The organism is Pseudomonas sp. KH_027, from assembly GCF_057838565.1.
Genome location: NZ_CM174470.1, coordinates 203,128 through 225,649, shown reverse-complemented (window position 1 = coordinate 225,649; position 22,522 = coordinate 203,128). Strand labels below are relative to the sequence as shown.

Genomic DNA, 22,522 nt, shown 5'->3' with positions numbered 1-22,522 from the left:
AAAATGCGCGCCCATTCCCTCTGATACTCGACGATGTCCCGACTCAATCCCCGGCAGCAAGAAGCCGTGAACTACGTCGGCGGCCCACTTTTGGTGCTCGCTGGCGCCGGCTCCGGCAAGACCAGCGTGATCACCCGCAAGATTGCCCATCTGGTGCAGCAGTGTGGCATCCGCGCGCAGCACATCGTTGCGATGACCTTCACAAACAAAGCCGCGCGCGAGATGAAAGAACGGGTCGGCAGCCTGCTCAAAGGCGCCGAGGGTCGCGGCCTGACCGTGTCGACCTTCCACAACCTGGGCATGAACATCATCCGCAAGGAATATGCGCGCCTGGGCTACAAGCCCGGCTTCTCGATTTTCGATGAAGGCGATATCAAAGCGCTGCTCAGCGACATCATGCAGAAGGAATACTCCGGCGACGATGGCATCGATGAGATCAAGAACTACATCGGCTCCTGGAAAAACGACCTGGTGCTGCCGCCAGAAGCCCTGGAAGGCGCCCGCAACCCCAAGGAACAGACCGCGGCCATCGTCTACCTGCATTACCAGCGCACGCTCAAGGCCTACAACGCGGTAGACTTCGACGACCTGATTCTGCTGCCGGTGAAGCTGTTCCAGGAGCACGCCGACATCCTCGAGAAATGGCAGAACAAGGTGCGTTACCTGCTGGTCGATGAATACCAGGACACCAACGCCAGCCAATACCTGCTGGTGAAGTTGCTGGTCGGCCAGCGCAACCAGTTCACCGTGGTCGGCGACGATGACCAGTCGATCTACGCCTGGCGCGGCGCCCGCCCGGAAAACCTGATGCTGTTGAAGGAGGATTACCCGTCGCTGAAGGTGGTGATGCTCGAGCAGAACTACCGCTCCACCAGCCGCATCCTCAAATGTGCCAACGTGCTGATCGCCAACAACCCACACGCTTTCGAGAAGCAGTTGTGGAGTGAGATGGGTCACGGCGACGAGATCCGCGTGATCCGCTGCAAGAACGAAGACGCCGAATGCGAACGCGTGGCCATGGAAATCCTCAGCCTGCACCTGCGCACCGACCGCCCCTACAGCGATTTCGCCATCCTCTATCGCGGCAACTACCAGGCCAAGCTGATGGAGCTGAAGTTGCAGCACCACCAGATTCCCTATCGGCTGTCGGGCGGCACCAGCTTCTTCGGCCGCCAGGAAGTAAAGGACCTGATGGCTTACTTCCGCCTGCTGGTGAACCCGGACGACGACAACGCCTTCCTGCGCGTGATCAACGTGCCGCGCCGTGAAATCGGCTCCACCACACTGGAAAAACTCGGCAACTACGCCACCGAACGCAAGACCTCGATGTACAACGCCGCCGATGAAATGGGCCTCGGCGAACACCTCGACAGCCGCTTCACCGAACGCCTGCAGCGCTTCAAACGCTGGATGGACAAAATCCGCCAGCAATGCGCCGAGACCGATCCGATCGCCGTGTTGCGCAGCATGGTGATGGACATCGACTACGAGAACTGGCTGCGGCAGAACGCCTCCAGCGACAAGGTCGCCGAAGCGCGGATGGGCAACGTCTGGTTCCTCATCGAGGCGTTGAAAAACACCCTCGAGCGCGACGAAGATGGCGACATGACCATCGAGGAAGCCATCGGCAAGCTGGTGCTGCGCGACATGCTGGAGCGCCAACAGGAAGAGGAAGACGGCGCCGAAGGCGTGCAGATGATGACCCTGCATGCCTCCAAGGGCCTGGAGTTCCCTTACGTGTTCATCATCGGCATGGAAGAGGAAATCCTTCCGCACCGCTCCAGCATCGAAGCCGACACCATCGAAGAAGAGCGCCGCCTGGCCTATGTCGGCATCACCCGTGCGCGGCAGACCCTGGCCTTCACCTTCGCCTCCAAGCGCAAGCAATACGGTGAAATCATCGACTGCGCGCCGAGCCGCTTCCTCGATGAGTTGCCGTCCGAGGATCTGCAGTGGGAAGGCCTGGAAGACACCCCGGTGGAGGTCAAAGCGGTGCGCGGCAACGCGGCCCTGGCTGACATCCGGGCGATGATGAAGCGTCCATAACCGCCGCGCCAATGAACGCCCGCAGACTCCGGGCCAAATACGCTCCTCTGCCATAACAACGAGGGTAACCACGTGGAAGCGCTGAAAAATAAGATTCTCGAAGAAGGCGTTGTGCTCTCCGATCAGGTGCTCAAGGTCGATGCCTTCCTCAATCACCAGATTGACCCACGCTTGATGCAGCAGATTGGCCAGGCGTTCGCCGAGCTGTTCAAGAACCAGGGCATCACCAAAATCGTCACCATCGAAGCCTCGGGCATCGCCCCATCGGTGATGGCCGGCCTGGAGTTGGGCGTACCGGTGATTTTCGCGCGCAAATATCAGTCGCTGACCCTGACCGACAACCTGCTGATCTCCAGGGTGTTCTCCTTCACCAAGCAGACCGAGAGCACCATCGCCGTGTCCGCCAAGCACCTGCTGCCCACGGACCGCGTGCTGCTGATCGACGACTTCCTCGCCAATGGCCGCGCCGCCCACGGCCTGATCGACCTGATCAAGCAGGCCGGTGCGACCATAGTCGGCATCGGCGTGGTGATCGAGAAGTCCTTCCAGAAAGGCCGTCAGGAACTCGATGAGCAAGGCTACTGGGTCGAGTCGCTGGCGCGCATCGAGTCGCTGGAAAACGGCACGGTGCGTTTTCTCGACTGAACCCCGTCGTCCTCGCGTAGGCAGGCATGACGGGGTTCCATGTGGAAACGGCTTCAGCCGCGATGCCTTTTCGCGGCTGAAGCCGCTCCCACAATCATCGCGCCCCTAGTTGCCCGTCGTCACTCACGAGCCGTAGCCTGCAACCCCGCCAATAGCAGCCGCTGATACAACTGCTCACGCAAGCCTTCAGGTTGCGCCAGCTGCATGCGCTGCAAATGCTCGGCACATGTCTCTGGTTCAGGCATATCGAACAGCGCGGCCTTGCCCAGGTCGAGGATTTCACTGAGTTTTAGCTTGCTCTTGAGCCGAGCGCGCGCCCCGCCGCAGAAACACAAAAGCCGCCCGGAGGCGGCTTTCTTGCAACAGGTGCGGCTTACTTCAGACCAGACATCTTCTGGATCGCGCCTTTCAAGTCATCATCGCTGCAATCGGCGCAGGTGCCTTTCGGCGGCATGCTGTTGACCCCGGCAATCGCCTTGGCCAGGAGACCATCAACACCACCTTCCTTGTCGGCCCGCGCTTTCCAGGCCGCACTATCGCCAATCTTCGGCGCGTCCAACACGCCAGCGGTGTGGCAAGCGCCACAGTGTTTGGCAATGATGTCGTCCGGGGTTTTCGCTCCGCCACCCGCGGCGGCGGCAACGGTTTCAATGCCTTTGCACTCTTCGCCTTGCACGCAGACTTCACCGACCGGCTTCAGGCGCGCAGCGATATCGTCGTTAGTCGCAGCCTGAGCGCTGACCGCCCACAGGGCCAGGACGGCAACATGTGCCGCCAGCATTTTCTTAATTAGGTTCACGCTTACACCCTCTATCGTGGCTAGTCACGCTCGCGGTCACGGCCTCGCGAACGGGCGTCAGTATACCGATTAGCCCGCCGCGCCGGAACAAGCCATGCTGTCGCAGGGGTTACGGGTCGGGCGGCCTTGTGCCGCACGCTTTCCTGTCGCTTAGAAGTTCGCTGGCGTGGTCGCGCTGATCAGCCGCGCCGGAGCATCGAACGGGTTACGGAAGCGGTGCGGCTTGCTGCTTTCGAAGTAGTAGCTGTCGCCGCTTTCGAGGATATAAACCTCGCTGCCGACGGTCAGCTCCAGGCGCCCGTCCACCAACACGCCGGACTCTTCGCCCTCATGGGTGAGCATCTCGTCGCCGGTATCGGAGCCCGGGGGATAGGTTTCATCGAGGAAGGCAATCGCCCGACTGGGGTGCGCTTTACCCACCAGTTTCATGCTTACCGCACCACTGGAGAGGTCGATCAGCTCACTCGCTTTGTAGACCACCTGGGTGTGGTTGTCTTGCTCCACTTCGAGGGAGAAGAACTCCACCAGCGACATGGGAATGCCCGCCAACACCTTCTTCAACGAACTGATCGAGGGACTGACACTGTTCTTCTCGATCATCGAAATGGTGCTGTTGGTGACGCCCGCGCGCTTGGCGAGTTCACGTTGCGATAGGCCTTTAAGCTTGCGAATGGATTGCAGTCGAACGCCGACGTCCAATGATGGAGCCCCCTTGGGAAGATTCGGAAAAGAGCCCGTATCATCGCAACAGCGTTCAGTATTTACAACACTTTGACTGCAATCCTGTTCGGTCTTGTGGCTAAGCCCCGGAATAGACCAGCGGCACCCGCCGCACATTGCAGAACAACTGGTAGGGAATGGTCCCGGACAAGGCGGCAATGTCGCTGGCCAACAGGTTTTTTCCCCAGAATTCGATGCGGCTGCCGAGCCCGGCGGTCGGTAAATCGGTCAGATCGACCGTCAGCATGTCCATCGACACCCGCCCGATCAGCCGGCTCGGCCGGCCATCGACCAACACCGGCGTACCGGTTGGCGCATGGCGCGGATAGCCGTCGGCATAGCCCATGGCGACCACGCCGACGCGGGTCGGCCGCTCGGTGATGAAGCGCGCGCCATAACCGATCGGCTCGCCGACCGGCAGCTCGCGCACGCAGATGACTTTCGACTCGAGGGTCATCACCGGCTGCAAACGCGCCGCCACAGCCTGCGCCTGCTCGAACGGCGTGGCGCCGTAGAGCATGATGCCGGGCCGCACCCAATCACTGGCGATGGTCGGCCAACCGAGCACGGCCGGCGAGTTGCGCAGGCTGACTTCAGCCTCCAACCCCGCCCGCGCCTGCTCGAACACCGCGACCTGCTCGGCACTGCGCGGGCAATCCAGCTCGTCGGCGCGAGCGAAGTGGCTCATCAGCACCAGCTTGCCAACCTTGCCGCTGGCCTGCAGCCGCCGATAGGCGGCCTGGTAGTCGGCCGGGTGCAGGCCGACGCGGTGCATGCCAGAGTCCAGCTTCAGCCAAATCGTCAGCGGGCGGCCGACAGGCGCCCGCTCGATCACCTCGAGCTGCCAAGTAGAATGCACCACACACCACAAGTCGTGCTGTTCGATCAGCGCCAACTCTTCGGCTTCGAAGAAACCTTCAAGCAGCAGGATTGGCTTGCCGATTCCGGCCCGGCGCAGCGCCAGCGCCTCCTCGATGCAGGCCACGGCAAACCCGTCGGCTTCGTCCTCCAGCGCCTGGGCGCAGCGCACCGCACCGTGCCCGTAGGCATCGGCCTTGACCACGGCCAGGGCCTTGGCGCCAGACACTTCACGGGCCAGTTGGTAGTTGTGACGCAGGGCGGCGAGATCGATCAGGGCACGGGCAGGGCGCATGGTTTTCACACTTCAGATGGAGGGCCGGCAATCGGGCTGCGCCTTACGCTGCAGCCGGCTGCGGAGTTGTCGCGTAGCGGGGGATCAGCGCTGTGCCGCCACCACCGTCATTTCCACCAACACGTCGGGCGTATACATCCGGGCCTCGACGCAGGCGCGGGCCGGGGCGGCGCCTGGGGCCACCCAGGTGTCCCAGACCTGATTCAGACCGGCGTAATCGCGGGCCATGTCCTTGAGGTAGATGGTCACCGAGAGAATCTGCGTCTTGTCGGTGCCGGCCTCATCGAGCATGCGGTCGATATTGGCCAGGGTTTCGCGGGTCTGCTGCACGATGTCGCCGCTGTAGTCGTCCGCCAGTTGCCCGGCCAGGTAGACCGTGCCGTTGTGGATGACGATTTCGCTGTAGCGCGTTTCAGTGCGCAGGCGCTGGACTGACATGTTTCGAGCTCTCCTTGATGCTGCCATAACGGAAGATATCCAGGCCTTCGGCGCTGATTTGCGGGCGTTTTTTCGCCATCAGATCGGCCAGCAGGCGGCCGGAGCCGCAGGCCATGGTCCAGCCCAGCGTGCCGTGACCGGTATTGAGGAACAAATTACTCATGCAGGTGGCACCGACAATCGGCGTGCCATCCGGCGTGGTCGGACGCAGTCCGGTCCAGAAGTCCGCCTTGCTCAGATCGCCACCATGCGGGTAGAGATCGCCGACGATCATCTCCAGCGTCTCGCGCCGGGGCGGGTTCAGCACCAAATCGAAGCCGGCGATTTCCGCCATGCCGCCGACCCGGATGCGTTTGTCGAAGCGGGTGATGGCGACCTTGTAGGTCTCATCGAGAATGGTCGAGGTCGGTGCCATCGCCGGATTGGTGATCGGCACGGTCAGCGAATAACCCTTCAATGGGTAAACCGGGGCCTTGATGCCCAACGGCTTGAGCAGTTGCGGCGAGTAACTGCCGAGCGCCAGCACATAGCGATCGGCGGTTTCCAGCTTGCCATCGATCCACACCCCGTTGACGCGGTCGCCGGCGAAGTCCAGACGCTCGATGTTCTGCCCGAAACGGAACTCCACGCCCAGTTGCACGGCCATCTCGGCCAGGCGGGTGGTGAAGATGTGACAGTCGCCGGTCTGGTCATTGGGCAGACGCAGGGCGCCCGCGAGGATATCGGTGACGCCGGCCAGGGCCGGCTCGACGCGGGCGATACCGGCACGGTCGAGCAGTTCGTAGGGCACGCCGGATTGTTCGAGCACGGCAATGTCTTTCGCCGCGTTATCCAGTTGCGCCTGGGTGCGGAACAATTGCGTGGTCCCGAGGCTGCGGCCTTCATAGGCGATGCCGGTTTCCGCCCGCAGTTCGTCGAGGCAGTCGCGGCTGTACTCGGACAAGCGCACCATGCGCTCCTTGTTCACCGCGTAGCGGCTGGCCGTGCAGTTGCGCAGCATCTGCATCATCCACAGGTATTGATCGGTATCGGCGGTGGCCTTGATCGCCAGCGGCGCATGCTTTTGCAGCAGCCACTTCATCGCCTTCAGCGGCACACCCGGGGCGGCCCAGGGCGAGGCGTAGCCGGGGGAAACCTGGCCGGCGTTGCCAAAGCTGGTTTCCATGGCCGGTGCTGGCTGGCGGTCGACCACGACCACCTCGAAGCCGGCACGGGCCAGATAATAGGCACTGGTGGTGCCGATCACACCACTACCAAGCACCATCACTCGCATGATTTATCTCCCTTGCCGCGACTTTACGCTGACGTTTGTTATCTTGAGCATTGATAAGGTGCAGTATAGAAAGCCACAGGCAGTGCATTTCACTATATTGAAAGCTATATTTGGCGAGAATTCTTGGCTAGAACGCTAAAAGCAGAGGCGGATTCCCCATGAGAACCCAACATCAGACGCGCCGTGAACTGGATAAGATCGACCGTAATATTTTACGCATCCTGCAAGAGGACGGTCGGCTGTCGTTTACCGAGTTGGGCGAGCGCGTGGGCCTTTCCACCACGCCCTGTACCGAACGGGTGCGACGGTTGGAGCGCGAAGGGATCATCATGGGTTACACCGCGCGCCTGAACCCGCAGCACCTGAAGGCCAATTTGCTGGTGTTCGTCGAAATCAGCCTGGACTACAAATCCGGCGACACCTTCGAGGACTTCCGCCGCGCCGTGCTCAAGCTGCCGCACGTGCTGGAATGCCATCTGGTCTCGGGCGACTTCGATTACCTGGTCAAGGCGCGGATATCGGAAATGGCCTCCTACCGCAAACTGCTCGGCGACATCCTTCTCAAGCTGCCCCATGTGCGCGAGTCGAAGAGCTACATCGTCATGGAGGAGGTGAAGGAAAGCCTCAACCTGCCGGTGCCGGACTAAGCAGGCCTTGCTCTAGGGGGGGCGGCGCAGACTGTATGGGCGCGGCTAGACCAGCACTTGCCGGGTACTTGCGATCAACTGGTGGATCTGTTTTTCGATCCCCGCCTCGATCAACTCTTCCGGCCGCCGGCCATTCGGGCAAGGCAGCGTCGCCGTGGTGCCGAACAGCCGGCAAATCAGCGGACGCTGGTCATACACCTGACAGCCGTTGGGTCCGAGGTGCACACAGTTGAGCTCGGCCAGGGCGGCATCATGCTCGGCATCGCTTTTCACCGGCAAACGCGACATTTCTTCCGAAGATGCCGTCACCGGGCCGCAGCAATCATGGCAACCGGGCACGCAGGCGAACGAGGGAATCCGCTGGCGCAGGTAGTCGATTTTACGGCTGGTGCAGCTCATGGGCTGGGTTCCTCAACGGTCGATGGCAGTTTTATCGGCCAACGAGAGCGCCAACACATCACGGCGCGCATGGTAGCAAAGCTCCCGGCAGCCGGGCTTGAGGCGTTCATGCAAAGCGCCAAACGGTGCTTATTCCTCAGCGGCACAAGGTTTTTTCCTGCTTGCCCCTTGGCGTCGGCTCGGGACCGAGCTTATCCTGCGTAAAATTTACCAAACATAAAAATCAGGATTTCGCACATGAACGCCAGCGTTCAGCTTTCAGCCCAGGGCAACCCGCACGCCCCTTCCTACTATGCCGCCAGCGCTAACCGTAACCTCAACTACCCGGCGTTGACGGGCGAGGTGCGCGCCGACGTGTGCATTGTCGGTGGCGGCTTCTCAGGGCTGAATACCGCCATCGAACTGGCTGAACGGGGCTTTTCGGTGGTTCTGCTGGAGGCCAACAAAATCGGCTGGGGCGCCAGCGGACGCAATGGCGGCCAGCTGATTCGCGGCGTCGGCCACGGTCTCGAGCAGTTCGCCGGGGTCATCGGCAACGACGGCGTACGTGAATTGAAGTTGCTCGGCCTGGAAGCGGTAGAGATCGTGCGCCGGCGCATCGAGCACCACGCCATCGACTGCGACCTGACCTGGGGCTACTGCGACCTGGCCAACAAGCCACGCGACCTGGCCGGTTTCGCCGAAGACCTCGACGAGCTGAAAAGTCTCGGCTACCGCCACGAACTGCGCCTGCTGCAAGCCGATGACATACATCAGGTGGTCGGCTCCAGCCGCTACGTCGGCGGCCTGATCGACATGGGCTCGGGCCACTTGCACCCGCTCAACCTGGCCCTCGGCGAAGCGGCGGCGGCGCAATCCCTTGGCGTGCGGTTGTTCGAGAACTCGGCCGTCAGCCGCATCGACTACGGCCGCGAAGTTTGTGTGCACACCGCCAACGGCAAAGTGCGGGCGAACAACCTGGTGCTCGGCTGCAACGCCTACCTCAACGACCTCAACCCGAGCCTGGGCGGCAAGGTACTGCCGGCGGGCAGTTACGTCATCGCCACCGAACCCTTGAGCGAAGCCCAGGCCAGAAGCCTGATCCCGCAGAACATGGCGCTCTGTGACCAGCGCGTGGCGCTCGACTACTACCGCCTGTCCGCTGACCGTCGCCTGCTGTTCGGCGGTGCCTGCCACTACTCCGGGCGCGACCCACAGGACATCGCTGCTTATATGCGGCCGAAGATGCTGGAAGTCTTCCCGCACCTGGACAAGCTGAAAATCGCCTACCAATGGGGCGGCATGATCGGCATCGGCGCCAACCGCCTGCCACAGATCGGTCGCCTAAACGATCAGAGCAATGTGTTCTACGCCCAGGCGTATTCCGGTCACGGCCTGAACGCCACCCACCTGGCCGGCAAGCTGCTCGCCGAAGCCATCGCCGGGCAGGAAAGCCGCGGCTTCGACCTGTTTGCCAAAGTCCCGCACATGACCTTCCCGGGCGGCAAGCACCTGCGCTCGCCGCTGCTGGCCCTCGGCATGCTCTGGTACCGACTCAAGGACACCCTGGGCAGCTGAACCCCGCTGTAACGCGCAGGCGCCCTGCACCCGGATGATCGTTCCCATGCCTTGCGTGGGAATGCCGCCCAAGACGCTCCGCGTCCGCTCTTAAAGGCCCTGCCGCCGCCGGGTGCAGCTCCAGGCGACGGCCGTCGCTCAGACATGCCCGCGAACACAACCCGCTATTTCGCCACCACCTCCACCGCCGCATCGCCGAAATCCGGGCGCTGCCAGGCCAGCCAGACAAAACCGGCCGCCCCCAGGGCCATCACCATCGGCAGCGCATGGCCGCTCACCCACTGGCTGGCGGCACCGGTGGTCAGCGGGCCGAGCAGGCAACCGATGCCCCAGAGCTGCGCCACATGGGCGTTGGCGCGCACCAGTTCATCATCGCGGTAACGCTCGCCGATCAGGATCAGCGAGAGGGTGAACAGCCCGCCGGCACTGGCGCCGAACAGCACCCAGAGCGGCCAGATCAGCGGCGTGTGCAGCAGCAACGGAATGCCCAGACTGGACAGCAACAGGGCCACGCCGCAGGCGCGGAACAGGGTGCGCCGCGACATGCGGTCAGCCAGCCAACCGATCGGCAGCTGCAACACCGCATCGCCGACCACCACCACGCTGGCCATCAGCAGCGCGACCTCCTGGGTGAAGCCCTGGCGCAGGCCATAGATCGGCAGCAACGTCAGCATCATCGCTTCGAAGGCGGCAAACAGGCTCACCGCCCAGGCGATTGCCGGCAGCTTGCGGCAGAACGCCGCCAGGCCGCGCCCGGATGCACTGTGGGCATCCACCGCGGGCGCGCCCGTGCGGCCGAGCAGCACCAGCGAGCCGCCGATCAGCAAGCCCGTGCCGGTCCAGAAGCCCAGGTCGGTCACCGAACCCAACAGCGTCAGCAGCAAAGGCCCGGCGAGCTGGCTGAGCGCATAGCCGGTGCCATACAGCGCCACCAGCCGACCCCGCCATTTATCCACCACCAACTGATTGATCCAGCTTTCGCCGAGGATAAACACCACGGTCAGCGCCACGCCGAGCAGCAAGCGCAGCACCACCCAGACCGCATAGCTGGGCACCAGTGCCAGCAGACCCACCGATACGGCGCTGGCCAGCAGGCACAGCTGCATCAACCCGGTGCTGCCGAAACGGGCCGCCAGACGCCCGGCCAACGAGGCACCGAGCAACACGCCGACGGCCGGTGTCGCGGCCATCACACCGATGGCGAACGAACCATAACCCCAACCTTCCAGGCGCAGGGACACCAGCGGCATGGTCACCCCGAGGGCCAGGCCGATACTGATCACCGCCGCGCAAACGGCGAAGTAAGTCCCCCAACGCATTTCCACGGCGCGTCTCCCTATGTTCGCCACTGAGAAAGCAAACGGCCGGGCTCCATAAGGAAACCCGGCCGCAGGTGTGGCTCGAACGAGCCGGCCCCGAAGGGCGGACCTAACAGACTTGAACGGGGCCAGCGCCTCTACTGGCTGACCCGGCCAACGCTTACAGCTTGATCCAGGTAGCCTTCAGTTCGGTGTATTTGTCGAAGGCGTGCAGCGATTTATCGCGACCGTTACCCGACTGCTTGAAGCCGCCAAACGGTGCGGTCATGTCGCCGCCATCGTATTGGTTGATCCACACGCTGCCGGCGCGCAGCGCCTTGGCGGTCAGGTGCGCCTTCGACAGGTTGGCGGTCCAGACCGCGGCCGCCAGGCCATAAGGCGAGTCGTTGGCGATATTGATGGCCTCTTCGGTGGTATCGAAGGTGATCACCGAGAGTACCGGGCCGAAGATCTCTTCGCGGGCGATCTTCATCGCATTGCTGACGCCGTCGAAAATGGTCGGCTCGACATAGGTGCCACCGGTTTCCTGCAGGGTGCGCTTGCCACCGGCGACCAGCTTGGCGCCATCGGCATGCCCGGCTTCGATGTAGGACAGCACATTATTCATCTGCTGGGTATCGACCAGCGCACCGACGTTGGTGTCCGGGTCCAGCGGGTTGCCCGGTTTCCAGCCCTTGAGCGCCTCGATCACCAGCGGCAGGAACTGCTCCTTGATCGAACGCTCGACCAGCAGCCGCGAACCGGCGGTGCAGACTTCGCCCTGGTTGAAGGCAATCGCGCCAGCGGCCGACTCGGCAGCGGCCTGCAGGTCCGGCGCATCGGCGAAGACGATGTTCGGGCTCTTGCCGCCAGCTTCCAGCCAGACGCGCTTCATGTTCGACTCGCCGGCGTAGACCATCAGTTGCTTGGCGATCTTGGTCGAACCGGTGAACACCAGGGTATCGACGTCCATGTGCAGCGCCAGCGCCTTGCCGACGGTGTGACCGTAACCCGGCAATACGTTGAACACACCCGCCGGAATACCGGCCTCGATGGCCAACTGGGCAATGCGAATGGCGGTCAGCGGCGACTTCTCGGACGGTTTGAGAATCACCGAGTTGCCGGTGGACAGCGCCGGGCCGAGCTTCCAGCAACTCATCAACAGCGGGAAGTTCCACGGCACGATGGCGGCGACCACACCTATCGGCTCGCGGGTCACCAGACCCAGCTCGTTGTGCGGGGTGGCGGCCACTTCGTCGTAAATCTTGTCGATCGCTTCACCGCTCCAGGACAGCGAGCGGGCCGCGCCGGGCACGTCGATGTTCAGCGAGTCGCTGATTGGCTTGCCCATGTCCAGGGTTTCCAGCAGGGCCAGCTCTTCGGCATGGGTCTCCAGCAGCGCGGCGAAGCGGATCATCACTTCCTTGCGCGCGACCGGCGCCAGACGCGACCAGACACCGGAGTTGAAGGTAGCGCGAGCATCTTGCACGGCCAACTCGGCATCGGCGGCATCACAGCTGGCAACCTGGCCCAGCAGACGGCCATCGACCGGGCTGATGCACTCGAAGGTGGCGCCGGATACGGCGGCGGTGTACTCGCCATGGATAAAGGCACGGCCTTCGATTTTCAGGTCCTGGGCGCGTTGTTCCCAGTCGGCGCGGGTCAAGGTAGTCATTCGAGCGTCCTCTTATTAGTAGAAGAGTGCGGCGTGCTCGACGCGCGCACTGTCAAAAATTCTGCAAGGCCGGGCTCCAGCCCATCATGCCGGCAACACTAAACCAGCAGGCCCCACCTTTCCAATATATTTTACATATTGGCAGCAAACACCCTTGTCATGTTCGTTTTATTAAACATAGACTGCGAACCATCGCTCTCCAGACCCCTTATCGCTCGCCAGGGTGCCCCAATGCCGATTGAAAATAAGCCGCAACCGAACAGAAAAACCAACACTCTCGACGATTTCTGGATGCCCTTCACCGCCAACCGCCAGTTCAAAGCCAAACCGCGCTTGCTGGAAAGTGCCGAAGGCATGTATTTCACCGCCAGCGACGGGCGCCAGGTGCTGGATGGCACCGCCGGGCTATGGTGCTGCAACGCCGGCCACGGTCGTCGGGAAATCACCGAGGCGGTGAGCAAGCAGATCGCCAAGCTGGATTTCGCCCCAACCTTCCAGATGGGCCACCCACTGCCCTTCGAACTGGCCGAGCGGCTGGCGGCCATCGCCCCGGCCGGCCTGAACAAAGTTTTCTTCACCAACTCCGGCTCGGAGTCAGCGGACACCGCCCTGAAAATCGCCCTGGCCTACCAGCGCGCAATCGGCCAAGGCAGCCGCACCCGCTTGATCGGCCGCGAACTGGGCTATCACGGTGTCGGCTTCGGCGGCCTCTCGGTCGGCGGTATGGTCAACAACCGCAAGGCCTTCTCGGCGGCGCTGCTGCCGGGCGTCGATCACCTGCCGCACACCCTGGACATGCAGCGCAATGCCTTCAGCCGCGGGCTGCCTGAACACGGCGTGGAAAAAGCCGACGAGCTGGAGCGCCTGGTGGCCCTGCATGGCGCAGAGAACATCGCCGCGGTGATTGTCGAGCCGATGTCCGGCTCCGCCGGCGTGGTGCTACCGCCAGTTGGCTACCTCAAACGACTGCGCGAGATCACCCGCAAGCACGGCATCCTGTTGATCTTCGACGAAGTCATCACCGGCTTCGGCCGCGTCGGCGAAGCCTTCGCCGCCCAGCGCTGGGGCGTCACCCCGGACATTCTCACGACCGCCAAGGGGCTGACCAACGGCGCAATCCCGATGGGTGCGGTGTTCGTTCATGAAAACCTCTACGAGGCCTTTATGTCCGGCCCGGACAGCGCCATCGAGTTCTTCCACGGCTACACCTATTCCGGCCACCCGGTGGCCTGCGCCGCCGCCCTGGCGACCCTCGACATCTACCAGCGCGACAACCTGTTCCAGCAAGCCATCGAGCTGGAAGGCTACTGGCAAGACGCGCTGTTCAGCTTGCGCGACCTGCCGGGCGTGATCGACATCCGCGCCGTCGGCCTGGTCGGCGGCGTACAGCTGGCGCCGAATGCCGAAGGCCCCGGCAAGCGCGGCTATCAGGTGTTCGAGCAGTGCTTCGAGGACGACCTGCTGGTACGCGTGACCGGCGATATCGTCGCCATGTCGCCGCCGCTGATCGTCGAAAAAACGCAGATCGACACCTTGGTCGACAAACTCGCCAGCTCGATCCGCAAAGCCAGTTAAGAACCCCGACCCTGGAAAACCCATGAACATCAATCAGATCGTCGACTTCGCAGATGCCAGCACTGCACCCGAGCACTACCGCCCGGCACCGGAAAAAGTCCTCGCGGGCGACCCCGAGCAAAGCGTGCGCAACCACTATGCCAGCCCCTGCAGCCAGTTCAACAGTGGCATCTGGGAGGGCGCGGTCGGCCGCTGGACGGTGAATTACAGCGAACACGAATACTGCGAGATCCTTCAGGGCGTCTCCGTACTGCGCGATGCCGAAGGCAACGCCAAGACGCTGCGCGCCGGCGATCGCTTCGTCATCCCGGCCGGCTTTTCCGGCACCTGGGAAGTGCTGGAGCACTGCCGCAAGGTCTATGTGATCTTCGAGCAAGCCACGCGCTGAACCAACCTGCATTCATGCGTGACCTCTTCGCCCGCTCTCCAGCGGGCTTTTTTATGGCTCTTCACGAACATCCAGGGGAGAAGAGACGCGAGGGGCTCACAACGTAGGCGCGGGTCATGCCCGCGAATCGCGATTAAAGCATCGCGGACATGGCCCGCGCCTGAAAGGGCCGTTATCCCGGCCCCACTATGGGCCCCGTCCATACAGCCGCGGGCCGCTCGGACTAAATCGCCGGCATGAAAAAGCCCGCCAAAGGGCGGGCTTTTTCGGCAAGGGCCGGATCAATTACTTGATCTTGGCTTCCTTGTAGATCACGTGCTGACGTACAACCGGATCGAATTTTTTGATTTCGATTTTGTCCGGAGTAGTACGCTTGTTCTTATCGGTGGTGTAGAAGTGGCCAGTACCGGCGCTCGACACCAAACGGATCAATTCACGCATGATTTAGCTCCTTAAACCTTTTCGCCGCGGCTGCGGATTTCAGCCAGCACAACATCAATGCCACGCTTGTCGATGATACGCATGCCTTTGGCAGTTACGCGCAGACGCACGAAGCGTTTCTCGGACTCGACCCAGAAGCGGTGATGCTGCAGGTTCGGCAGGAAACGGCGACGGGTTTTGTTGTTTGCGTGGGAAATGTTATTCCCGGTTACCGGACCCTTACCGGTAACTTGACAGACTCTCGACATACCTCAGCCCTCTAAAACCACATGCCCAACCCGGCATGGGTTGGCCGCTTAATCTCTGTTATTCGGCGCTGGGCGCCGCGTTTCGTCAGGGTCTTACCGGCTACACCTATAAGTGAAGGAACCGGGCCCCTAGAAAAGAGCGCTGCTTTATACCAGAAAGGCGCCGATGCAACAAGGATAACCGCGCGCTCGCACAACCCCGGCAGCCCGCGCCCGCGCTGCAGCCAGCAGCGCCAAGGGCAGCGCGCCGATCGACCGCTCGTCACTCCAGGTGCATTGTCCTCCTCGCCCCCATCGTCTAGGGTAGGCGTTTGCACCAATGCCCGCGGACGGGCTGCCGACCTGAACAAGGAGTACCGCCATGCGCCTCGCCGCCTTACCGCTGTTGTTCGCTCCGCTGCTAAGCCCCCTATTCGCGCAGGCCGCCACCCTCAGCGTATGCACCGAGGCCAGCCCGGAAGGCTTCGACGTGGTGCAGTATAACTCGCTGACCACCACCAACGCCTCCGCCGACGTGGTGATGAATCGCCTGGTGGAGTTCGACGCCGCCAGCGGTAAATTGCTGCCGAGCCTGGCGCAAAGCTGGCAGGTATCCGCCGACGGACTGACCTACGACTTCCAGCTGCGCCAGGGCGTGAAGTTCCACCACACCGCCTATTTCAGCCCCAGCCGCGAACTGAATGCCGAGGACGCACTGTTCAGCTTTCAGCGCATGCTCGACCCGGGCAACCCCTGGCACAAGGTCGCGCAGAGCGGCTTCCCCCACGCGCAATCCATGCAGCTGCCGAGCCTGATCAAAAGCGTCGAGGCACCCGCCCCGCAGCACCTGCGCTTTACCCTGTCGCACCCCGAGGCCACCTTCCTGGCGACCCTGAGCATGGGCTTCGCCTCGATCTATTCCGCCGAGTACGCCGCGCAACTGCTCAAGGCCGGCACCCCGGAGCAGCTCAACGCCCAGCCAATTGGCAGCGGCCCGTTCAGCTTCAAGCGCTTCCAGAAGGATGCAGTGGTGCGCTATGTCGCCAACCCGGAGTACTTCGCCGGCAAACCCGCGGTCGATGAACTGGTGTTCGCCATCACCCCGGACGCCAATGTGCGCCTGCAGAAGCTGCGCCGTGGCGAATGCCAGATCACCCTCTCGCCCAAGCCGCTGGATGTGCGCGCCGCCGCCAATGACCCAACCCTCAACGCCGTCACCACCCCGGCCTTCATGACCGCCTTCGTCGCGCTCAACAGCCAGCACCCGCCGCTGGACAAACCCGAAGTGCGCCAGGCGATCAACCTCGCCTTCGACAAGGCCAGCTACCTCAAGGTCGTTTTCGAGGACAGTGCCAGCGCCGCCAACGGCCCGTACCCACCCAACACCTGGAGCTATGCCGACGAACTGCCCGGCTACGCCCATGACCCGGCCCAGGCCCGCACGCTGCTGGCCAAGGCCGGGCTCAAGGACGGCTTCGAAACCACCATCTGGACCCGCCCCTCCAGCAGCCTGCTCAACCCCAACCCGAGCCTCGGGGCGCAACTGTTGCAGGCCGACCTCGCGGAAGTTGGCATCCGCGCGCAGATCCGCGTGATCGAATGGGGCGAACTGATCCGCCGCGCCAAGGCTGGCGAGCATGACCTGCTGTTCATGGGCTGGGCCGGCGACAACGGCGACCCGGACAACTTCCTCACCCCGCAGTTTTCCTGCGCTGCGGTGAAGTCGGGGACCAACTTCGCCCGTTTTTGCGATAAAAGCCTCGACCAACTGATCGATGCCGGCAAAGCCACCAGCGACCTGGCCGAACGCACCCGGCTGTACACGCAGGCCCAGCAACTGATCCAGCAACAGGCACTGTGGCTGCCGCTGGCGCACCCCACCGCCGCCGCACTGACCAGCAAGGCCGTGCAGGGTTATCAGGTCAGCCCGTTCGGGCGGCAGGACTTCTCCCGAGTCAGCCTAAAGTAGGGCGGATGACGCTTTTGTCAGCCGCCGCTTGAGATGGACCGAATGGTGGATGAAATGAGCGTCATCCACCCTACAACCAGCCATACTCGGCCATCGACAGCGGCTCGCCATCGCCGACGATAAAGTGGTCGAGCACCCGCACATCCACCAGACCCAGCGCTTCCTTGAGGCGCCGGGTCAGCACGCGGTCGGCCTGGCTTGGCTCGGCGACGCCCGAGGGATGGTTGTGGCAGAGGATCAGCGCCGCGGCGTTATGCGCCAGGGCGCGCTTGACCACCTGCCGCGGGTAGACGCTGGCGCTGTCGATCGAGCCATGGAACAGCGCCTCGAACGCCAGCACCCGGTGCTTGGAGTCGAGGAACAGGCAGCCGAACACCTCGTGGGGCTCATGCCGCAACAGCGCTTTCAGGTAATCGCGCACCGCCTGCGGGCTCTCCAGGGCGGAATCGCGGCTCAGGCGCTCGGCCAGGTGCCGACGGGCCATCTCCAATACCGCCTGCAGTTGGGCGAATTTGGCCGGCCCCAGCCCGAGGTGCCGGCTGAAACTCTGCTGGTCGGCCTCCAGCAGCGGCCGCAAGCCACCGAAGCACCCCAGCAAGTGGCGGGCGAGATCCACCGCACTCTTGCCGGTGACCCCGGTACGCAGAAAAATGGCCAGCAGTTCGGCGTCCGTCAGGCTCGCCGCACCGAGGTCAAGAAGTCTCTCCCGCGGGCGTTCCGCCGCGGGCCAATCGCGAATGCTCATAGTACCTCCATGTCGAGCGGGGCCCGCTGTTCCGGTGCGGGCGCTGTGCTATCTTAGCCCAACTTTTTGCGCGGCGACCGGCCTGGGGAGGCGTCGTCGCCGTAGCGCACTCCATTCTATATAAGGCAGGCCTATGCAGCGGCTGTATCGGAAACGCATCGTCCTTGGCGTGGGTGGCGGCATCGCTGCATACAAGAGTGCCGAACTGGTTCGCCGCCTGCGCGACCAGGGTGCGGAAGTGCGCGTGGTGATGACCCAGGGCGGGCGTGAATTCATTACCCCGCTGACCTTGCAGGCACTCTCCGGCCATCCGGTCCACCTCGACCTGCTCGACCCGGCCGCCGAAGCCGCCATGGGCCATATCGAACTGGCCAAGTGGGCCGACCTGATCCTGATCGCCCCCGCCACTGCCGACCTGATGGCCCGCCTGGCGCAAGGCATCGCCAATGACCTGCTGACCACCCTGGTCCTGGCCACCGACGCGCCGGTCGCCCTGGCGCCGGCGATGAACCAGGCGATGTGGCGCGACCCCGCGACCCAGGCCAACAGCACGCTGCTCACCGAACGCGGCCTGCTGCTGTTCGGCCCGGCCTCCGGCAGCCAGGCCTGTGGCGATGTGGGCCTGGGCCGTATGCTCGAAGCCGACGAGCTGGCGCAGTGCGCCGCCGACTGCTTCAAACGCAGCAGCCTGACCGGCCGGCATGTGCTGATCACCGCCGGTCCGACCCAGGAAAACATCGACCCGGTGCGCTACATCACCAACCACAGCTCCGGCAAAATGGGCTTCGCCCTGGCCGAGGCCGCCGTCGAAGCGGGTGCCAAGGTGACGCTGATCACCGGTCCCGTGCACCTGCCGACGCCCGAGCGGGTCAACCGCATCGACGTGGTCAGCGCCCGCGACATGCTGGCCGCCTGCGAAGCCGCGATGCCCTGCGACCTGCTGATCGCCGCCGCCGCGGTGGCCGACTACCGCCCGGAAGTGGTGGCCCAGCACAAACTGAAGAAGGACCCGACCAGCGGCGACGGCTTGCTCCTGCAGATGGTTCGCAACCCGGACATCCTGGCGACCCTCGCGCAGCGCGCCGACCGCCCGTTCAGCGTCGGCTTCGCCGCCGAGACCGAGAAACTGCTCGACTATGCGGCGCGCAAGCTGAAAGACAAGAACCTCGACCTGATAGTCGCCAACGATGTCGCCAACCCGAGCATCGGCTTCAATAGCGAAGAGAACGCGATCACCATCATCGATCGCGAACTGCAGCAAAATAGCCTCGCCCAGACCAGCAAGGGCAAGATTGCCCGGCAACTGATCGCCTTTATCGCCGAACGCCTGGACCGGGCCTGAAGCCAACACATGATTTCTGACAGAGCCTGACATGCACGCACTGCAAGCCAAGATCCTCGACCCCCGCATCGGCCGCGACTTTCCGCTGCCCGCCTACGCCACCCCGGGCTCCGCCGGCCTCGACCTGCGCGCCATGCTGCCCCAGGACAGTGTGCTCGAGCCTGGTCAAACCCTGTTGATCCCCACCGGCCTGTCGATCTATATCGGCGACCCGAGCCTCGCCGCTTTGATCCTGCCACGCTCGGGCCTCGGCCATAAGCATGGCATCGTGCTCGGCAACCTGGTCGGCCTGATCGACTCGGACTATCAGGGCGAACTGATGGTGTCCTGCTGGAATCGCGGGCAGACGCCCTTCACCATTGCCGTCGGCGAACGCATCGCACAGCTGATTCTGGTGCCGGTGGTCCAGGCGCACTTCGAGCTGGTCGAGCAATTCGATGAAAGCCAACGCGGTGCCGGCGGCTTTGGCCACTCCGGCAGCCACTGATACTCCGTTGTATTTCAGGATGAATCGCCGAGGAGACGCCCAGTGAAACTCTTCAAGCGCACCGCCAAGGACGCCGACGGCCTACCTCAGCTCAGCGCAGCACCCACGGCCAGCGTTCCCCCGCAGCACGGTCTTGCGGCGCTGCTGCCAGGCCTTGGCGCCGCACTGCTCGGCCTGGTTGCGGCCGCCGCCGTGCTGTGGTTTGCGCTGCTCAGTAACGCCCAGCAGCAGACCCAGGCGCAGCTCAGCCAGGCCTGGGGCGGCAGCCAGGCCGCCGCCTTGCAGCAAGCGCTGCGCCAGTTGGGCGCCGACACCCAGGCCGCCGCGCGCAATCCGCAACTGCTGCAAGCGCTGCTGAGCCAGGACGGTGAGCAGTTGCGTACCGCCGAGCGCAGCCTCAGTTACTGGGACGGGGTGGTCGACGCACACCTCAACCTGCCCGGCCAGGCCACGCAGAATGCCAGCCGCACCGCGCCGATGAACTTTGCCGCCCTGGACCTGCTGCGGCGGGTCGAAAGCGGCCAGCCCCCGGCACCGGAAGCCTATAAAGTCGGCCAACGCTGGCTGGTCTACAGTGCCGCACCGCTGCGCCTGGCGGACAGCGAACCGCCGCAGGGCACCCTGTTGCTGGTGATCGACCTGCAGCGCCTGCTCGCCGCGCTGCCGCCCTTGCCCGAAGGCGTGGGCCAACTGCAACTGGCGCAACAATTCGGCAACAACCCGGCGCAACTGCTGGCACAGCTTGGCCAGGGCACGGGAGGCACAGCGCTGGCATTCAGCAGCGGCAACTCCAACTGGAAACTCGACTTCACCCCAGGCCCGGCCCTGACGCAGTCCGCACAGTCGGTACTGCCGCTGGCCTTGGCCGCGTTACTGGCTCTGAGCGGCGCACTGCTCGGCCTGCTGCTGCTGCACAACAAGGTGCAGCGCAGCTTGCGCGCCGATGCCGAGCAACTCGGTCAACTGGTTCGAGAACTCTCAGCCGGAAAAGCCGTCAAAGCTTTCAGCTTGCGCTTGCCCGCACTGAATGCGCTGGCGCAGAGCCTCGCCCGCCTGCCACGCCGACAAAGTCTGTCAGCGCCTGACAATGGTGACAGTCAAGCCAGCACAACCGCTATCGACGCTGAAACTCGCCCAACCCAACGCGCGAATAAACCGGCAGACCTGAGCGATTCACTGTTTCAAGACACCGATATTCTCGATATCGACATCCTCGACGAAGACCAGGACCTCCTGGGATTGGAGCAAGCACCCGTTATGAGCAGCACCCCGCACACCGCACCCAACTTGCCCGCCAGCATTTTCCGCGCCTATGACATCCGCGGCGTGGTTGGCGATACCCTGACCACGGAAACCGCCTACTGGGTTGGTCGCGCCGTTGGCTCCGAGAGCATCGCGTGCGGCGAGCCGAATGTTTCCGTCGGTCGCGATGGTCGCCTGTCCGGCCCCGAACTGGTGCAGTCGCTGATCCAGGGGCTGGTCGAATCCGGCTGCCAGGTCAGCGACATCGGCATGGTGCCGACCCCGGCGCTGTATTACGCGGCCAACGTACTGGCCGGCAAATCCGGCGTAATGCTCACCGGCAGCCACAACCCACCGGACTACAACGGCTTCAAGATCGTGATAGCCGGCGACACCCTGGCCAACGAACAGATCCAGGCCCTGCGCCAGCGCATCGAAACCAATGACCTGGTCAGCGGCTACGGCAGCGTCGAGCAAGTCGAAATCCTCGAGCGCTACTTCAAGCAGATCCGCGACGACATCGCCCTGGCCAAGCCGCTGAAAGTGGTGGTCGACTGTGGCAACGGCGCGGCCGGCGTGATCGCCCCGCAACTGATCGAAGCCCTGGGCTGCACCGTGATTCCGCTGTTCTGCGATGTCGACGGCAACTTCCCCAACCACCACCCGGACCCGGGCAAGCCGGAAAACCTGGTCGACCTGATCGCCAAGGTCAAGGAAGTGAACGCCGACCTCGGCCTGGCTTTCGACGGTGACGGCGACCGCGTCGGCGTGGTGACCAACACCGGCACCATCGTCTACCCCGACCGCCTGATGATGCTGTTCGCCAAGGACGTTGTGTCGCGCAACCCTGGCGCCGACGTGATCTTCGACGTCAAATGCACCCGTCGCCTCGGCGCGCTGATCAGCGGCTACGGCGGCCGCCCGGTCATGTGGAAAACCGGCCACTCGCTGATCAAGAAAAAAATGAAGGAAACCGGCGCCCTGCTGGCCGGCGAGATGAGCGGGCATATCTTCTTCAAGGAGCGCTGGTTCGGCTTCGACGACGGCATCTACAGCGCTGCCCGCTTGCTGGAAATCCTCAGCCAGGACAAACGCGACGCCGAGCACGTGTTCTCCGCCTTCCCCTGCGACATTTCCACCCCGGAAATCAACATCACGGTGACCGAGGAGAGCAAGTTCAGCATCATCAGCGCACTGCAGCGCGATGGCCATTGGGGCGAAGGCAGCATCACCACCCTCGACGGCGTACGCGTCGACTACCCCAAAGGCTGGGGCCTGGTTCGCGCCTCCAACACCACGCCGGTGCTGGTGCTGCGCTTTGAAGCCGACAGTGCCGAGGAGCTCGAGCGCATCCAGGAAGTGTTCCGCGCCCAGCTCTACACCGCTGCCCCCGCCCTCAACCTACCCTTCTGAATCTGCTTGGCCGGTCCGCTCGACCGGCCATTGCGCTTTACTG

General features: G+C 63.4%; 21 protein-coding genes and 1 pseudogene. 10 read left to right on the top strand and 12 right to left on the bottom strand.

What is annotated here, in order from left to right:
* Positions 1–33 precede the first annotated feature (33 nt).
* Positions 34–2,046, top strand: a complete 2,013-nt coding sequence (gene rep, locus AC3IYG_RS01080) for a DNA helicase Rep (RefSeq protein WP_489311880.1) — start codon at positions 34–36, stop codon at positions 2,044–2,046.
* A 72-nt stretch (positions 2,047–2,118) separates the two neighbouring features.
* Positions 2,119–2,691: a xanthine phosphoribosyltransferase gene (locus AC3IYG_RS01075; RefSeq protein WP_489311879.1), complete on the top strand. Its 573-nt coding sequence runs from the start codon at positions 2,119–2,121 to the stop codon at positions 2,689–2,691.
* Positions 2,692–2,810: 119 nt separating this feature from the next.
* Here the strand turns inward: AC3IYG_RS01075 and AC3IYG_RS01070 are convergent.
* From AC3IYG_RS01070 to dadA, 6 genes and pseudogenes are all read right to left on the bottom strand, one after another.
* Positions 2,811–2,996: pseudogene (locus tag AC3IYG_RS01070) on the bottom strand (hypothetical protein); the annotation flags it as partial.
* Positions 2,997–3,064: 68 nt separating this feature from the next.
* The gene (locus AC3IYG_RS01065) at positions 3,065–3,490 is read right to left on the bottom strand and encodes a c-type cytochrome (RefSeq protein WP_489311878.1); all 426 of its coding nucleotides are present in this window, start codon (positions 3,488–3,490) and stop codon (positions 3,065–3,067) included.
* Between the two features lie 150 nt (positions 3,491–3,640).
* Positions 3,641–4,189 (bottom strand): cupin domain-containing protein, encoded by a 549-nt coding sequence (locus AC3IYG_RS01060; RefSeq protein WP_489311877.1) that lies wholly within the window; start codon positions 4,187–4,189, stop codon positions 3,641–3,643.
* A gap of 100 nt (positions 4,190–4,289) precedes the next feature.
* Positions 4,290–5,363, bottom strand: coding sequence for an alanine racemase (gene alr / locus AC3IYG_RS01055; protein WP_489311876.1), 1,074 nt, complete (start codon positions 5,361–5,363; stop codon positions 4,290–4,292).
* An 84-nt stretch (positions 5,364–5,447) separates the two neighbouring features.
* Positions 5,448–5,801: a RidA family protein gene (locus AC3IYG_RS01050; RefSeq protein ID WP_489311875.1), complete on the bottom strand. Its 354-nt coding sequence runs from the start codon at positions 5,799–5,801 to the stop codon at positions 5,448–5,450.
* On the bottom strand, positions 5,776–7,074 hold the full coding sequence (dadA, locus tag AC3IYG_RS01045) for a D-amino acid dehydrogenase (protein ID WP_489311874.1): 1,299 nt from the start codon (positions 7,072–7,074) through the stop codon (positions 5,776–5,778). Before dadA ends, AC3IYG_RS01050 begins: the two co-directional genes overlap by 26 nt.
* A 158-nt stretch (positions 7,075–7,232) precedes the next feature.
* Between dadA and AC3IYG_RS01040 the strand changes: the two genes are divergently transcribed.
* A complete protein-coding gene (locus AC3IYG_RS01040) occupies positions 7,233–7,721 on the top strand; it encodes an Lrp/AsnC ligand binding domain-containing protein (protein ID WP_489311873.1) in 489 nt (162 codons plus the stop codon).
* Positions 7,722–7,766: 45 nt separating this feature from the next.
* Here the strand turns inward: AC3IYG_RS01040 and AC3IYG_RS01035 are convergent, their stop codons facing one another.
* A complete protein-coding gene (locus tag AC3IYG_RS01035; RefSeq protein WP_489311872.1) occupies positions 7,767–8,120 on the bottom strand; it encodes a YkgJ family cysteine cluster protein in 354 nt (117 codons plus the stop codon).
* A 237-nt stretch (positions 8,121–8,357) separates the two neighbouring features.
* On the opposite strand from AC3IYG_RS01035, the gene AC3IYG_RS01030 reads away from it, so the two are divergent.
* On the top strand, positions 8,358–9,677 hold the full coding sequence (locus AC3IYG_RS01030) for an NAD(P)/FAD-dependent oxidoreductase (protein ID WP_489311871.1): 1,320 nt from the start codon (positions 8,358–8,360) through the stop codon (positions 9,675–9,677).
* 164 nt (positions 9,678–9,841) lie between these two features.
* On the opposite strand, the gene AC3IYG_RS01025 is transcribed toward AC3IYG_RS01030, so the two are convergent.
* Positions 9,842–10,996 carry an MFS transporter gene (locus AC3IYG_RS01025; protein WP_489313994.1) on the bottom strand — a complete coding sequence of 385 codons (1,155 nt, stop codon included), beginning with the start codon at positions 10,994–10,996 and terminating at the stop codon, positions 9,842–9,844.
* Positions 10,997–11,156: 160 nt separating this feature from the next.
* Positions 11,157–12,650 carry an aldehyde dehydrogenase gene (locus AC3IYG_RS01020; protein WP_489311870.1) on the bottom strand — a complete coding sequence of 498 codons (1,494 nt, stop codon included), beginning with the start codon at positions 12,648–12,650 and terminating at the stop codon, positions 11,157–11,159.
* A gap of 231 nt (positions 12,651–12,881) precedes the next feature.
* Between AC3IYG_RS01020 and aptA the strand changes: the two genes are divergently transcribed.
* Positions 12,882–14,225 carry an omega-aminotransferase AptA gene (gene aptA, locus AC3IYG_RS01015; RefSeq protein ID WP_489311869.1) on the top strand — a complete coding sequence of 448 codons (1,344 nt, stop codon included), beginning with the start codon at positions 12,882–12,884 and terminating at the stop codon, positions 14,223–14,225.
* A gap of 22 nt (positions 14,226–14,247) precedes the next feature.
* On the top strand, positions 14,248–14,613 hold the full coding sequence (locus AC3IYG_RS01010) for a cupin domain-containing protein (protein ID WP_489311868.1): 366 nt from the start codon (positions 14,248–14,250) through the stop codon (positions 14,611–14,613).
* A 285-nt stretch (positions 14,614–14,898) separates the two neighbouring features.
* On the opposite strand, the gene rpmG is transcribed toward AC3IYG_RS01010, so the two are convergent.
* On the bottom strand, positions 14,899–15,054 hold the full coding sequence (gene rpmG, locus AC3IYG_RS01005) for a 50S ribosomal protein L33 (RefSeq protein ID WP_108095062.1): 156 nt from the start codon (positions 15,052–15,054) through the stop codon (positions 14,899–14,901).
* Between the two features lie 11 nt (positions 15,055–15,065).
* Positions 15,066–15,302 carry a 50S ribosomal protein L28 gene (gene rpmB, locus AC3IYG_RS01000; RefSeq protein WP_084303647.1) on the bottom strand — a complete coding sequence of 79 codons (237 nt, stop codon included), beginning with the start codon at positions 15,300–15,302 and terminating at the stop codon, positions 15,066–15,068.
* A gap of 361 nt (positions 15,303–15,663) precedes the next feature.
* On the opposite strand from rpmB, the gene AC3IYG_RS00995 reads away from it, so the two are divergent.
* Positions 15,664–17,250 (top strand): ABC transporter substrate-binding protein, encoded by a 1,587-nt coding sequence (locus tag AC3IYG_RS00995; RefSeq protein WP_489311867.1) that lies wholly within the window; start codon positions 15,664–15,666, stop codon positions 17,248–17,250.
* 70 nt (positions 17,251–17,320) lie between these two features.
* Here AC3IYG_RS00995 and radC read toward each other — a convergent pair whose 3' ends face one another.
* The gene (gene radC / locus AC3IYG_RS00990; RefSeq protein WP_489311866.1) at positions 17,321–17,995 is read right to left on the bottom strand and encodes a RadC family protein; all 675 of its coding nucleotides are present in this window, start codon (positions 17,993–17,995) and stop codon (positions 17,321–17,323) included.
* A 133-nt stretch (positions 17,996–18,128) separates the two neighbouring features.
* Here radC and coaBC point away from each other — a divergent pair, with 133 nt between their 5' ends.
* The 3 genes from coaBC to algC all read left to right on the top strand — a co-directional run bounded on the left by coaBC (position 18,129) and on the right by algC (position 22,479).
* Positions 18,129–19,337, top strand: a complete 1,209-nt coding sequence (gene coaBC / locus AC3IYG_RS00985; RefSeq protein WP_489311865.1) for a bifunctional phosphopantothenoylcysteine decarboxylase/phosphopantothenate--cysteine ligase CoaBC — start codon at positions 18,129–18,131, stop codon at positions 19,335–19,337.
* Positions 19,338–19,368: 31 nt separating this feature from the next.
* A complete protein-coding gene (dut, locus tag AC3IYG_RS00980; RefSeq protein ID WP_489311864.1) occupies positions 19,369–19,824 on the top strand; it encodes a dUTP diphosphatase in 456 nt (151 codons plus the stop codon).
* 1,257 nt (positions 19,825–21,081) lie between these two features.
* Complete coding sequence (algC, locus tag AC3IYG_RS00975) at positions 21,082–22,479, top strand: phosphomannomutase/phosphoglucomutase (RefSeq protein ID WP_489313993.1); 1,398 nt, start codon at positions 21,082–21,084, stop codon at positions 22,477–22,479.
* The last annotated feature ends 43 nt before the right edge of the window (positions 22,480–22,522 follow it).

Coding starts and splice junctions, on each gene's coding strand:
- rep (WP_489311880.1), top strand. CDS start 34: ATGTCCCGACTCAATCCCCGGCAGCAAGAAGCCGTGAACTACGTCGGC.
- alr (WP_489311876.1), bottom strand. CDS start 5,363: ATGCGCCCTGCCCGTGCCCTGATCGATCTCGCCGCCCTGCGTCACAAC.
- AC3IYG_RS01050 (WP_489311875.1), bottom strand. CDS start 5,801: ATGTCAGTCCAGCGCCTGCGCACTGAAACGCGCTACAGCGAAATCGTC.
- dadA (WP_489311874.1), bottom strand. CDS start 7,074: ATGCGAGTGATGGTGCTTGGTAGTGGTGTGATCGGCACCACCAGTGCC.
- AC3IYG_RS01040 (WP_489311873.1), top strand. CDS start 7,233: ATGAGAACCCAACATCAGACGCGCCGTGAACTGGATAAGATCGACCGT.
- AC3IYG_RS01035 (WP_489311872.1), bottom strand. CDS start 8,120: ATGAGCTGCACCAGCCGTAAAATCGACTACCTGCGCCAGCGGATTCCC.
- AC3IYG_RS01030 (WP_489311871.1), top strand. CDS start 8,358: ATGAACGCCAGCGTTCAGCTTTCAGCCCAGGGCAACCCGCACGCCCCT.
- AC3IYG_RS01025 (WP_489313994.1), bottom strand. CDS start 10,996: ATGCGTTGGGGGACTTACTTCGCCGTTTGCGCGGCGGTGATCAGTATC.
- AC3IYG_RS01020 (WP_489311870.1), bottom strand. CDS start 12,650: ATGACTACCTTGACCCGCGCCGACTGGGAACAACGCGCCCAGGACCTG.
- aptA (WP_489311869.1), top strand. CDS start 12,882: ATGCCGATTGAAAATAAGCCGCAACCGAACAGAAAAACCAACACTCTC.
- AC3IYG_RS01010 (WP_489311868.1), top strand. CDS start 14,248: ATGAACATCAATCAGATCGTCGACTTCGCAGATGCCAGCACTGCACCC.
- rpmG (WP_108095062.1), bottom strand. CDS start 15,054: ATGCGTGAATTGATCCGTTTGGTGTCGAGCGCCGGTACTGGCCACTTC.
- rpmB (WP_084303647.1), bottom strand. CDS start 15,302: ATGTCGAGAGTCTGTCAAGTTACCGGTAAGGGTCCGGTAACCGGGAAT.
- AC3IYG_RS00995 (WP_489311867.1), top strand. CDS start 15,664: ATGCGCCTCGCCGCCTTACCGCTGTTGTTCGCTCCGCTGCTAAGCCCC.
- radC (WP_489311866.1), bottom strand. CDS start 17,995: ATGAGCATTCGCGATTGGCCCGCGGCGGAACGCCCGCGGGAGAGACTT.
- coaBC (WP_489311865.1), top strand. CDS start 18,129: ATGCAGCGGCTGTATCGGAAACGCATCGTCCTTGGCGTGGGTGGCGGC.
- dut (WP_489311864.1), top strand. CDS start 19,369: ATGCACGCACTGCAAGCCAAGATCCTCGACCCCCGCATCGGCCGCGAC.
- algC (WP_489313993.1), top strand. CDS start 21,082: ATGAGCAGCACCCCGCACACCGCACCCAACTTGCCCGCCAGCATTTTC.